We start from the raw sequence: 14025 nt of genomic DNA, 5'->3' as shown, positions 1-14025 counted from the left end.
CAAGAATTTTTCTCATATTTACAGATAATTTATATCAATTGGTATACAGAAACAAATCTTTAACACATGAGATTTCCTGTCCGGAATAATTTTATGAATTATATCTTTATTCGTATTCGTCTTTTGTCAATCCTTCAGCCTTAAGAATATTATAAAACATCAGTCTGGAGGATACGAAAAATGACACTCTCTTTAACAAATCCAAAACATATTCCGTATTATTGATTTCGTAGTTGTCAGTACCTATGTAGCCTAGCAACTCTTTTTCTCCATATAAAGGAACCAACAATATACTTCTGACATTCTTTTCCCTGTAATATTCATATATTTCACTGTCTTTTTCCTTGAAAATATCAACATTATTAAAGTGAATATAATCTGTCATACCCAGAATTTTTCCACTTTTTTCAAAAATATCTATAGATTCATTCTGGGTTGTTTTCTTGTTTTCCTGAGCTCCTAAAGCACATAATTCCGTGGCCATTCTAAATCTTCCATCCTTTATTATCATTATGTATAACCTGTCAGCAAAAATTGATTCATTCAAAATAGAAAGGACACTAGACATAGCTACATTTATATCATTTTCCCTCATCATAAGATTGGCAATTCTTAATATAATTTCATCTCTGTCCTTAATATCCTGAAGTTTTTTCTGTTTCTCATAATTTTCTGTAATATCCATCAACAAGGTTATAAAATATCCATATTTGGCAGCAGGAACCACAAGAGAATCTGTCCATAATCCCGTGATACTGCTCTTTTTTCTGGTTCTTATCCTTTCTCCCAGCACAGCCGCACTATAACCGATGTAAACCCAGCTTGGATCGGCATTTTCGTAAAACAGCTCCATATAGCCTTTTCCCACAAGGTCATCATATTGTTTACCAATATATTCACAATAAGCCTTATTGACATAGCAAAATTCAAAGTCCTCAGCTCCATTTAAATCCTCATTTAAACGAACCTTTCCAATAAAATAGCAAGCCGGTATATCAATATAAGGATCAGGTTTCATATAATTATAATTTCCATACATATTATAAACTGAATAAATCTTTGAAACATTGTCACTAAACCTGCTTTTGGCAATCATTCTGTTTTTTGCTACCATTAAAAGCTCATGTATGGTATCACATTCACTTCCCATAGCCACACCGGCCTGGGCATATACATAACAGGTCATTCCACCTACTTCTTTGATTTTGTTAATGCTTTCTATGCACTTTTGAGCCAATTCTTCACTATAATTAAAACTTGCACCTCTAAGACATATTCCAAAACTTCCGGCATAAACCCTTGATACAACAGCTTTTACACCAAAGGTTTCTTTAATTATTCTTGATACCTTTAATATAAGTCTTTCTGCTATTTTTTTACCATAATCATTCATAATATCAGTAAAACTCAAAACTTCCAAACAGGTATATGAATAATCCTCGCCATTGATTCTAAGATTATCACCTAATTCCGTAATAGAAACAATCTGTCCGTTTATATTCATAAGACCTGTCAGTTCATCTATAAAGCTACCACTTTTAAGTTTAATATTTGCATTAATATCTTCATCCAGATCTATCATATATCCCATAAGACCTACTATTTTTCCTTCATTGTAAATCGGAAATTTGGTAGTGGCTATATTATGAACTGCTCCATCTACGATATTTTGCGCCAATACATTTTTAAAAACCTTGCCCTTATTTAAAACTTCTTCTTCTATACTTTTTAAAAGCTCATCATTTATATGCCATCCAACTTCTTCATCGCATTTTCCAACTACCTCTTTGTATGAAGAAAAGCCGTAATACTTTAAAAATTCATCACTGACACCTACAAATCTTCTATTTGTATCTTTCCAGAAGAATTTAATAGGGGAGCCGTGTTTTATGGCATCATAAACATTTTTTTCTACCAGTTCCTTGTTTATATCGCTATTATCCACTTTAGTCATATTGTTTTCTTCAAAAGCCGAGGTTTTTGTACAAATCAAATATCTGTTATATCTGTTTTCTTTTAATTCAATTACCGTAAATTCTGTCCATTCATAATTTCCCATGGGATTTTTTACACGAAAAGCTTCTGAAATACTGCCATTTTGTAAGTGAAAATCTTCTCTTTTTTCATTGAATATTTTTATAAATTCACCCCACCTGTCTGTATCCTCATGAAAGATTAATCTGGCATTGTAATTGTAATAAAAGTCTCTTAGATTATAAGCAACATCCCCCACTTTTTCGTTAGGAAGATTACTTACTACGATAAATCTGCTGTCTTCATTTAAATCTATAAGATAAATACTTTCATAAACAGACATAATATTTCTCATAATATCATCAAGTCTGTTATTTTGTTCTCTGGTTTCATAAATCGAGCCGTCAATGGTAGCTAAAAGCATACTGCCATTTCTGCTGCTGGCTATCTCCTTAAATGAAAAGTAAAAATATTTGTCTTTATTAACAAAAGTCATAGGCTCTTCACTCTTACTGTGAATTGCTTTTTCAGCCAGTTTTATAAACTTTATATCCGGAGTTATATTATTATTTTCCTTATCATCCCTGTTTCTGCCGATTTTCACCTCGGCATCCTTAATTGTCATATTATATTTCTCATTACCATAAAGGGTTACAAAACTTTCACCATTATAAAAAATAAGTGCCAAAGCTCTATAGGATACCAGATTAACCAGTCCGGTTTTTTCATATAAGGCCGCCAGTTCATTTGTTTCCGATGTCATTCCCTTATTATTTAAATGTCTTATCTGGTCATCATAAGGCATAGCCTTGGAATAATAATAGCCCTGTATTTTTTCACAACCTATGCTTTTTAAAAATTTCAGTTGTTCTTCTGTCTCCACACCTTCTGCTAAAGTATGAATTCCCAGACTTTTAGCCATTTCTACAACTTTTGTAACAATAACCTTTGACCTTTCCCCAAAATTTCTAAGGAAAAGCATATCTATTTTTATTTCATCAAATTTAAAGTCTTTAAGGACATTAAGGGAAGAATAACCGCTTCCAAAGTCGTCCATCCACACCTCAATACCTGCTTCATGAAAACGCCTTATTGCTTCATCAAGTATTCCTTCGTCAGTAATGAAGGCACTTTCAGTAATCTCTACACAAATTAATTTTCTTCTTAGATTGTGCTCATCCAAAGCCCTGACTACCACATCTACTATATCGCAATGTTCAAAATCCGAACGGGAAATATTAACTGAAACCGGAATCACAATACGTCCCTTAATCATGGCTTGTTCTTGTACTTGTGCAACCTTGTTTATCATATAGGTATCCAGTTTATAAGAAAGTCCGTTTTCCTCCAATAAAGGCACAAAATCTCCCGGTGAAATAAAGCCTCTTACAGGGTCAATCCACCTAATTAAAGCTTCTACGCTACATACCATATTTGTAAGGGTTCTTATTACCGGCTGAAAGTAAACCTTAATCCACCCCTTTTCTAAAGCTTCATCAAAATGACTAAGAATGTATTCCCTGTTTTCATAATTTTTTGACAAGGTTTCGTCAAAAATTCCATAACCTGATTCATAAGTGGCCTTTTGAATATCACAGGCCATCCTGGCTCTGTCACAATATACATTTACCAAAAGATCCTTTTCATAATCACAGACTCCCGCCTTTACATACAAGGTCTTTCCTTCATTTGCGATTTTCATGTCATCAAAGACACTTTTTATTTTTTCTTCATAAATATTTTTTAGGGTATGGGCATAAAACTGGTCTTTTTCAAACCTGGAACACTTATCTTTACCAAAATGTTTTCTTAAAATATTGGCGAAAATATTTAGAAGTTTATCCCCTTCTGAAATACCATATTTTATATTAAATCCTCTCAATCCCCTTAAATCAAAGGCCACCATCACAGGTATATCTTCACTTTTTTGAATTTCCTCCAAATCTTCCATCACATTTCCAAAAAATGTGTCACGATTTGGAAGTCCCGTTAAAACATCGTAACCTATCTTTGCATCAGTAATAAAAACATAATAAAGAGGACCTTCTTTGGGATCTTCCACATATATCCCAAAATCAGCCACACTTTTTATAAGACCATTTTTTGTTTTTACCCTGTATACCGCATTATTTCGCCTGTCTGCATTGTTTTTTACCTGATTATTAATATTTTCTTCTACAAACTCCAAATCAGCTTGCAAAACCATTCCCTTAAAAGTACCACCTGTCAGCTCATAAAACTCCTGTGTTGTATCACATTCTAATATGTTTAAAAGCATTTTATTGGCATACAAAAACTCTTCTTTATCATCTGCACGATAGATAAAGAAGCCTCCCGGCATAAAGGATATAACCTTTGTTATTAGTTCTTTATTCAAATCAGATTTTGCGTATTCATTCTCTTCCATCAAAAAGTTCCTCTTTTATTCATTATTATCCCACTCCACCTATCATTATCTTTATCGGCATTAACAATTTTTCCAATTCTGTCAGAACTAAAACAGTAATTATTATTACTAAATTCGCACCTTATATATGAATTTCACATTATCAACATTATCAATTAATAAATTTAAAAAGGGATTATTTAATATTTTTTTATTTTTGGTAAGAAAAAATATCGTCCGTTTAATATTCAGGTATTTGTATTATTAAAATAAGTGTTAAAATATTCTTATTAACAAATATTATTTATGGTCTTTATTTTTTAAGGGGTGATAATTATTGAATAAAAATAAAATAGAATTTGCCGTTTATGGAAAAGGCGGTATAGGAAAATCCACCATAAGCGCAAATATTTCTGCTGCCCTAGCTATTAAGGGCAATAAGGTTATGCAAATAGGCTGCGATCCTAAACATGATTCCACAAGATATCTTATGCACGGGGAAATTATCCCCACAGTGGTGGAATATTTAAGAAAAACTCCAGAAGATAAGGCTCTTCTTTCTGATGTTTTAAGAAAGGGCTGTTTTGGAATAAAGTGTATAGAAGCAGGGGGCCCACGTCCCGGTGTGGGATGTGCCGGAAGGGGTGTAATATCAGCCTTTGAGTTTTTAAAGAAGCATCATGCAAAGGATGATTGTAACCGGATTTTATATGATGTTTTGGGAGATGTGGTATGCGGAGGTTTCGCCGTTCCTGTAAGGAAGGAATATGCCGATGCAGTTTTTTTAGTTACCAGCGGAGAATATATGTCCCTTTATGCTGCCAACAATATCTTAAGAGGGGTTAGAAACTATGACGGTGAAAATGGAAAACGAGTAGCAGGAATAATTTATAACGAAAGAAAAATAAGTGATGAGGACGGCAGGGTAAATCGTTTTGCCAAAGCCGTTAATCTTCCCATTATTGTCAAAGTTCCAAGAAGCAATGCCTTTTCTTATGCTGAAGAAGAAAATATGACTGTTATGGAAATTGAGGGTTTTGAGGCTGAAAAGGAAATTTTTACTAAAATAGCTGATTATATTGACGGTCAGTTACCTCTTTATAAGGCTCTTCCTTTAGATGATGATGAACTGGAAAATGTAGTTTTGGGAACTGAAAAAAGAAGAAAAGTATTTGAAGAAAAATCAACTGATAATAATGACCTTGTTATTAAGTCTGATATTGATAATAAGGATTTTTCAGATTCTTGTTTGGATAATTCTTTAAAGGAGGAAGTACCTGAGCGTATGCCTCTTTATGGCTGTGCCTTTAATGGTGCCACCACAGAAGCTATACATGTCAGAGATGCCTACATAATAGCTCATGCTCCCAAAGCATGCTCATTTTATGCCTGGCAAAATATTACATCCCCGGGAAGGAGAAATCTGTTTAACAGGGGTATTCTTATGCCCTCTTCCCTAAATCCCAACTTTTTTTCCACAAATATGAACCACGCAGATGCGGTATTTGGAGGAATGGATAAATTAAGAAAAAAAGTTACGGAGGCTCTTTTAAATAAACCAAAACTTATAATTGTTATCAGTTCCTGTGTCAGTGGTATTATCGGTGATGATATAAAGCAGATTGAGGAAATGTCTACCAAAGATACTTTGATTATAGCCATAAATGCAGACGGGGATATTGAAGGCGACTATATGAAGGGGATAGAAATGTGCAGGCATATCCTTATGGAAAAGCTTGCAAATAAAGATATCATCCCCTGTGGAAAATTTGTAAATATTATAAACGAAACCGGAGTTTCCAATAACAGCAGCATTAATTTTAACACAATTAAGTCTTTTTTAGACAAATTGGGAATTGAAATAAACTGTCGCTTAGGAGGAGATACCACCACACAAAATATTATTAATTTTAAAAAAGCATCTTTAAACCTCATTGCCGATGATAATCCAACAGGAAGAATGCTTGAAAGCTGGCTTAAGGACAATTATCAAGTGAATTTTATTGAAAAATCTTTTCCTATAGGCTTTAAGCAGACCGTTAAATGGCTCAATGAATTAGCAGAATTTTTTAACTGCAAAGATAAGCTTTATGGAATCGTAGAAAATCAAAAAGAAATCTATGAAAAAGAAATAGCTATGTTAAAACCTGTTCTTAATGGAAAAACAATCCTTATGACCACTATTAATACCAATCTTGACTGGCTGATTTCTGCCTGCAAGGATGTGGGAATGAAATTTGTGTGGATAGGTGTTATTAATTACCTGCACCAAGATATTATGATAACCGAGGATTCAAAAATAAAAGTTGAAGAATATACTCATTGGGATACTGCCAAAGATTATATCAAAAAGCTTCATCCTGATCTTGTAATTTCCAACCATACCCAAAGAGTGGGAGCTGGAGATTATGTAGCTGAGGCAATTCCCATGACTTTAGTTTGCGGATTTCAATCGGGAATTAATATATTAAAACGCTGGGCTAAGCTTTTTGAAACAAAAAGAAATGGAGAGTGGATGAATGACAAAGCATTATTCGAAAAATATTTCGCCTGATTCCATAACAGGCAGTATCATGGCTTTAGAGGGAGTAAAAAATATCATTGTTCTTATTAACGGACCTATGGGTTGCAAGTTTTATCATAGTTCTACTTCGGAATTTTTAACTATAAGACCAATTCTTTATGTTCCCGGTGAAGATGATAATGAGAAAAAACCTGTAAGTAATACCTTTTTAAATAATTATTTTTTCATGCAGCCAAGGGTACCTTGCACATATTTAGATGGCTATGATTATGTTTACGGGACTCTTCCCAAAATTAAAGATGCCATAATCTATCTTAGAGATAATATTGATTTTGATATTATGGCAATAATCAACTCTCCGGGAGCCTGCCTTATAGGGGATAATCCGTCCCTTCTTGCCAAAGAACTACTTGACATTCCTGTAGTGGTTATAGAATCTCCGGGGTTATCTGAGGATTTTGATGACGGATATAAAAAAGCTTCAAATTTATTGTTAGATTCGATTTTAACCAATGAAAAAATTAAAAATATCACTCACAAAAGACCCCTTGTAAATATTCTTGGCTTGTCAATTTATGACTTATACCATGAAGGAAATAAGGCAGAACTAATGAATATTTTTACAAAAATGGACATTGATACAGGCTGCTTTTTGTGTATGGAATCCTCTTTGGAAGATATTAAAAAAATACCAAATGCAGACTTAAATATAGTCCTTTATCCGGAAAGAAGTCTTGAAACAGCCCAAAAATTAAAGGAAGCTTACGGTACTGATTTTTATGTATGCGATTGTTTGCCAATTGGTTTTGATGCCATAGAAAAAATGGTAAAAGATCTTTGTGAGCTTTTAAAAAGTAAAAACTATGAAATAGAAGAAAATCTTGTTAAACAAGAGGCAGAAAAAAGCAGAGCCAAAGCCTGGTATTACATAAATCAAACCTTTTTACGCTATGGAAAGCCCAAGGGAGTATATTTTGCCCTGGAGGGAAACTGGTCACAGATTTATTCCTACAGCAAATTTTTTATGGACTATCTGGGAATGCTTCCGGAATGTTTAAGTCTTGTAGGACCTGAAAATGAAATTCTTGAAGAAAAAACCAAAGAGCTTTTAAGTAAGCATGCTCAAAAAGAGGAAGTTTTCAAGGATGTCTTTAAGGATATTCAAGAAAGTAAAGCTGAACTGGTTTTTGGAAATGCCAATACTATAGCCTCATTAAAGCTTAATAAGCATATTTTTTGCGGTATTGAAATCGCACTTCCAGGAATGGGATATACTGACATAATTCCAAAAGCTCACTTTGGATTTAAAGGCAGTTTGTTTTTAATAGAACAGGTGTTAAACGGTTTAATGTCTAATTTATAATAATTCTCCGGATGCTGATATTTTTTTTTGGCATCCGGAGATTTCATTATTATTTTTTTGTGATATATCTGGTTACAAACAAGACTTTAACAACCTTATTATTATTGTCTCTTTTTAATACAAAAAATGCGCTCTTAATCCATTCTCCGGTATTTGACTTAAAATCATATTCAATAAAATCACTATCAGAAAGTCTTTGGGGCAAGGTATTAATATTGACAAATTCCCATATATCATCTAGATTGTCCTTTGTAGCTAAAACTCTGGTAACCTTCGACATGGCTGAACTTAGGCTTCCTTTTTCCCCCATAAACTTATGAATTGAATAATTTGCCACGATTTCTTCATAATAATCTTCTTCAAGATTTAATGCATGTACGGTATTATAAATTTTCTTAAAGATTTCTATAGCCATATCCTGCTCATTGTCTTTATCTTTGCTTTTCTCTTTCTTATTTAACAAATTCTTTTTTTGTCTGTTCTTTACTGCTTCGTTAATTACCAGCTTTCCAACACCTCTTCCTTCTTTGTAAAGGCTTTCAAAAGGTGCCGGTTTTCCATAATAATAGCCCTGAATAAATTCACATCCGATTTCTCTTAAAAAATCCAACTGTTCCTTGTTTTCAACACCCTCTGTCAAAGAATGAATTCCCAGACTCCTTGCCATCATTACTATAGGTTTTATGATGCTTTTTGATCTTTCATCAAAATTTTTCATAAATCCCATATCTATTTTTATGGCATCAAATTCAAAGTCTCTTAAGGTTCCAAGGGAAGATTGTCCGCTTCCAAAATCATCCATTAATACCTGAAATCCCTCTGATCTAAATTTTTCTATCTCCTTTTTCATTCTGTAGGGGTCAGATATAATATTTGATTCTGTTATTTCTACTTTGAATAATTCTCTTGGAAGTTCATACTCCTCCACAATACTTATTAAATCATCGCAAGGATTTGACATTAAAAAATCAGACCGGGATATGTTAACCGAAACCGGTAAAGGCTCTCTTCCTTCCTCAATAATTTTTAACATATCCTTTGCTACCATATTTGCTATATATTTATCCAGCTTATATGTAATATTGTATTCCTCTAAAATCGGTATAAAATCTCCCGGTAACAACATTCCTCTTTGGGGGTCAATCCATCTTGTCAATGCCTCAAAACCATAGATTTCATTATTTATGGCAAGAACCTGAGGCTGATAAAAAGGAATAATATGACCATTTTCTATTGCATTATCAAGATTGTATATAATAAAGTTTCTCCATTTAATTTCCTTATCCATTTCCGAATCAAAAAATCTGTAGGAGGATTCCCTGCTTTTTTTATTGTGCTCACAGGCAATTCTTGCCTTATCACAGGCTGAGCTGGCATGGCGTTTTGCCTCCTCTTCTTTAGAATAAACATATATTCCAGCTCTTACACTTAAGGTCTTTCCCTCATTTGCCTTTGACATTTCCTCAAATACTTTTTTAACCTTTTCTTCTACTTCTTCCTCTGTAGAAAATGCATAAAATCTGTCCTCCCCAAAACGGGATATATTTTCCATACCAAAAATCTCTTCAAGAATTTTGGCAAAAATAACAAGAAGCTCATCTCCCCCCTGAAGACCAAACCTAAAGTTATAGTTTTTAAAATCATTAAAATTAAAGGTAATCATTGCAGGGTTTTTTGAAGCGAAATTTTTACTGTTATAAGAAGAATTTATCATTTCTAAAAAGTATGACATGGTAGGTATTCCCGTTAAGGTGTCATACTGAGCAGAATATGCCAGCATAAAAGCATCTAAAAGTGCCTGTTCCTCCTCGTTTTTATATAAAAATCCATAGCCTTCCACATCCCTTATGGTTCCGGTATTTGTTCTTACTTTATAGGTATCCTTTCTAGCGAATTTTTCCTTATACATTCTGCCATCTGCAATACGAGCCAGTTCTTCCACCGTAGCATTGGAAAACTCCCTGGAACTGGCAAATCCAACGGAAACCGAAAGACTCTTTACCATAATTCCGGTCCAGTTATCAAAGGCTGTTACCATCTGGTTTTTCATATTTTCAAATTCCAGTTTGCCTGCGGTAAATATGGCAACAAATTCATCTCCGCCGATTCTATAAATATTTCCCTTATTATTAACAACTTCTTTTATACATTTTGCAGTAGCTATAATAAGCTCATCTCCTGCTGCGTGTCCCAAAGCATCATTTGTTCCCTTTAAATCATTTACATCCAAACAGGCATAAATCAGATTTCTATCCAGATTTCTGCCTTTTTTTATCAATTTGGAGTATTCTTCCTCATAGGCTCTTCTGTTTAACAATTCTGTCATTATATCTCTGTGAGCCATATCATTAAATCTTCTTCCCTCTCTGTCCTTGGTGACAGAAAGCATTATAAGAAAGATTATTAAGGAAACAACAGCCAGACAACAGCCAAAAATAACTAAACTGTGCTGTTTTATAAAAGAAGCCACATCATCATTATAGATTCCATATGCAATATCAGTGTTTTTTATCAGGGATTCAGATATATTATCAAATCCATAAAAAGATATTCCCTTGTTGATTATTGCCATTAAGTCTTTATTTTTTTTGGAAGAATAAAAGCAAAAACTTACTTCATCCTTTAAACTTATAGTTTTTAAATCACTATAGTTTCTTAAAACCACCTTTGCACCATAGGAGTTCATAATGGTACCTGCAACTAAGCCTTTTTTTACCGCTTCCAGACATTCGTTTAATGACTTTCTCTTTAAAAGCCTGTCTTCATGCATATTATAAGACTTCATAAGATACTTTTCCTGAATAAAAATATTTTCAGAAACGGCAACTTTTTTTGTGGAATCTTCCTTTGAGACATCATTAAAAATATTTTCCTTGTCTTTATAAATATAAAGCATCTCGCAGGTAGCAATATCATAACTTTGTAAAAGATCATTTTCCTCGGCATAGGTATCATTATCAAACCCCGGTGCCATAAGGTCAATTTTTCCTTTTTTTAAATCACTGACCATTTCTTCAAAACTTTCATAACTTTGATAGATTATTTCATCCTCTTTGTAATAGTCATAAATATTCAGTTTTTTAAAAGAGTATTTAATAATATCTATAAAGATACCGTAGGCAGCATCACTTACTTTATCATCTTCACCAAAGCGTTTTCTGACATCAGTAAAAGGCGAATAATCATCCAGATAACCTATAGTTATGGTATCATGATTCTTCACCCATCTGTTTTTCTTATCTTCATAGGTTTCATTGGCATATCCTACCATGAAAGTCCCTGATAAATACCCTAATAAGAAAATCACCGCAAAAATCCGAACAATTGCCCTGATGGCAAAGACATGTCCAAATTTTTGAACCGGCTTTATTTTTTTTCCACTTCTAATATATTTTTTAAGTATATTAATAAAATCCATCTTTCTCCCCTCGCCAGACCCCATTATATCTGTAGTCTTTTATATAGTGAAACAAAGATGTATATTTCACAAGTATCCACATCATCTTTCATTTTTTAACATGTACATTTCTTCTAAAATCTCAATACTTGTATCGTCAAAATTGTGATATTCAATATATTTACAGGGAAATTCTCTCAGCAAAAAAGCACTATATCCTTTGACCGGGTATAGCGCTTTTTGTTAAGTATTTTGAAAGAAAGGTTTTCTATTTAAATATTGATTTTTTATTTATTCCCTTTTTAATAAGAATCCTGTTATAAATATTCTTTTTTCCTTTAGGACTTATGATAACCAGTTTTTTATAATTTTTCCCTCCTGCTTTGTAAAAAGCCTTGTTATCTATTTTTTTTGAAGTAAGATTTTTGGTTTTAATATGAATTAAACTAAGGGCACTAGTATTAGAAAAAGCCTCTTTTTCTATGGTATTAATATTCTCTCCAATAATTATTGTTTTAAGCTGTTTTCTTCCTGAAAATGCTTTAGCATTTATTTTAGTTACCTTATAAAACTTACCTGCAATTTTTATCTTGGCTGGAATTATTGCCTTCTTTATATTTTTTTGAGAACTTTTAACAATGACAGTATTCTTATTTAATTCATAAGTAATTCCATTTAAAGTTACTACTTTCTTTTTATTGGCATCTTCTTGTAATTTCTTATATGTCTTCTCTGCCTTCTCTAATATTTCTATATTTTTAACATAAGCTTTTTGCTTATCAGTTAGTAAATCATAAGCATTTCTTGCCCTATCTATTAAGTTTTTACACTCTTTTGTAAATTTTACTTTCCCAATTTTTTTAATCAGTAAAAAAACTTCTTCTCCTGCCTCTTTGTCTTTTTCTATTTCTTCTTCATAGGCTTTTAAAGCTTCATCTATTTTTTCTTTACACTCTTTTTGGTAAGTCACTTCACCAATTGTATTTATAAGCTCATTAACTGCTTTTCCAGCTTCTTCATCAGCTATTTGCTTTTTTGTTTTTTCAATCAGACCAGAATCAACATTAATATTCTCAGGTGAAATACCGGCACTTGTAAGAAGATCCTTTAAAGCCTGTGTTGCAACTTCAAAAACCGCCTCAAATCCTGAAATCTCAAGTCCTTTAAATGAATTTATTTTTCCATTGTTATCCACAGCTAAAACCGGAAGGCTTTCATCTTTATAAAAAGTTTTCATGGTTACTTTTTTAAGACTATTAGAATTATATTTTTGAAAGAATACATTCTTCCCAATATTTTTAACACTTGCCGGGATAATTATTTCTTTTAAAGAACTGCAACCATAAAAAGCTTCATCATCTATTGTTTCAAGATTATCCGGCAATGTTACTTCTTCAAGACTTGTATCCCTTGAAAAAGCCTCTTTTCCCAGGGTTATAACTCCTAAAAAGCTTATCTTTTTCAGATTCTGACAATTAGCAAAAGCTTTTTCGCCTACATTTTCAACATTTTCTTCTACAGTAATTTCTTCTAGTTTAATGGCATTTTCAAAAGCCTGATTACCTATTTTGACAACCTCTTTTGAAATGTTATAACAGGTATCCTCTTTTGATGGAAGATAATACAATAATTCTCTGCCGGTTTTGTCAAACAATACACTTTCCTTTGCACTAAAATATGCATTATTTTCACTTACAGTTAAGCTTGTAAGATTTCCACAGTTGTTAAGACTTAAAGGTTCAAAATCCTTAATTCCCGCTCCAAGATTAAGTGTTTTTATTGCATTAAATTTTGAATAACTATGAACGAAGGCCTCTGAACATATACCTGTAACCTCATCAGGTACTGTAAAAGTATTTTCTTCCTTTGATAGAGGATAAAATATAAGAGTTTTTCCTTTATCCTTGTACAAAACCCCATCAATCACTTTAATATCATTATTTCCTTCTGATACAACTATGTTTTCAATATATGTACAACCTTTAAAGGCAGTATCCGAAATCGTTGAAACTGTATCCGGAATTACCAAAGAAGCCCCTTCATAATTAGTAAAATCCTCAATATCCACAACACTGTATTCAACATCATCTTTTATTACTTTTGACGGAATTGTAAATTTTTCATATCCGTCATATTCTTCGTAGGATTCATCCAAAGCGTATTTTACAGACACATATTTTTTATCCTCATCAATAACCGTAAATTCCAGCGTATCATCCAGATAGTAATTTTCTGAATCACTGCCATATTCTTTAGCATTAAGATTAAATGTCACTGCCGCATCTGCTTTAATTTTTGGTGACATAGACACCATCATCATTGAAAAGAAACCAATGATTGCTACTTTTTTTATTGTTTTAGTTCTTAAATCTTTTTTCATT

General features: G+C 32.7%; 5 protein-coding genes. 2 read left to right on the top strand and 3 right to left on the bottom strand.

The window, feature by feature from the left end:
- Window positions 1–106: 106 nt before the first annotated feature.
- Window positions 107–4381 carry an EAL domain-containing protein gene (locus BM153_RS04930; protein WP_092871353.1) on the bottom strand — a complete coding sequence of 1425 codons (4275 nt, stop codon included), beginning with the start codon at window positions 4379–4381 and terminating at the stop codon, window positions 107–109.
- Window positions 4382–4697: 316 nt separating this feature from the next.
- Here BM153_RS04930 and BM153_RS04925 point away from each other — a divergent pair, with 316 nt between their 5' ends.
- Together BM153_RS04925 and BM153_RS04920 are read left to right on the top strand one after the other, a co-directional pair.
- Complete coding sequence (locus tag BM153_RS04925) at window positions 4698–6914, top strand: nitrogenase component 1 (RefSeq protein ID WP_092871351.1); 2217 nt, start codon at window positions 4698–4700, stop codon at window positions 6912–6914.
- Window positions 6880–8247, top strand: coding sequence for a nitrogenase component 1 (locus BM153_RS04920; protein WP_092871349.1), 1368 nt, complete (start codon window positions 6880–6882; stop codon window positions 8245–8247). The genes BM153_RS04925 and BM153_RS04920 overlap by 35 nt, the downstream gene beginning before the upstream one ends.
- Window positions 8248–8296: 49 nt before the next feature.
- Here BM153_RS04920 and BM153_RS04915 read toward each other — a convergent pair whose 3' ends face one another.
- Window positions 8297–11665: an EAL domain-containing protein gene (locus tag BM153_RS04915; protein WP_177205576.1), complete on the bottom strand. Its 3369-nt coding sequence runs from the start codon at window positions 11663–11665 to the stop codon at window positions 8297–8299.
- 247 nt (window positions 11666–11912) lie between these two features.
- Window positions 11913–14024, bottom strand: a complete 2112-nt coding sequence (locus BM153_RS04910) for a leucine-rich repeat domain-containing protein (RefSeq protein WP_092871345.1) — start codon at window positions 14022–14024, stop codon at window positions 11913–11915.
- Between the last annotated feature and the right edge of the window lies 1 nt (window position 14025).

It is taken from the genome of Acetitomaculum ruminis DSM 5522 (assembly GCF_900112085.1).
Classification (GTDB): Bacteria; Bacillota; Clostridia; order Lachnospirales; family Lachnospiraceae; genus Acetitomaculum; species Acetitomaculum ruminis.
This window is presented reverse-complemented; position numbering and strand designations above follow the sequence as displayed.

What these genes read in the sequence shown, in the direction of transcription:
- BM153_RS04910 (WP_092871345.1), bottom strand. Translation starts at nt 14,024, where the DNA reads ATGAAAAAAGATTTAAGAACTAAAACAATAAAAAAAGTAGCAATCATT.
- BM153_RS04930 (WP_092871353.1), bottom strand. Translation starts at nt 4,381, where the DNA reads ATGGAAGAGAATGAATACGCAAAATCTGATTTGAATAAAGAACTAATA.
- BM153_RS04920 (WP_092871349.1), top strand. Translation starts at nt 6,880, where the DNA reads ATGACAAAGCATTATTCGAAAAATATTTCGCCTGATTCCATAACAGGC.
- BM153_RS04915 (WP_177205576.1), bottom strand. Translation starts at nt 11,665, where the DNA reads ATGGATTTTATTAATATACTTAAAAAATATATTAGAAGTGGAAAAAAA.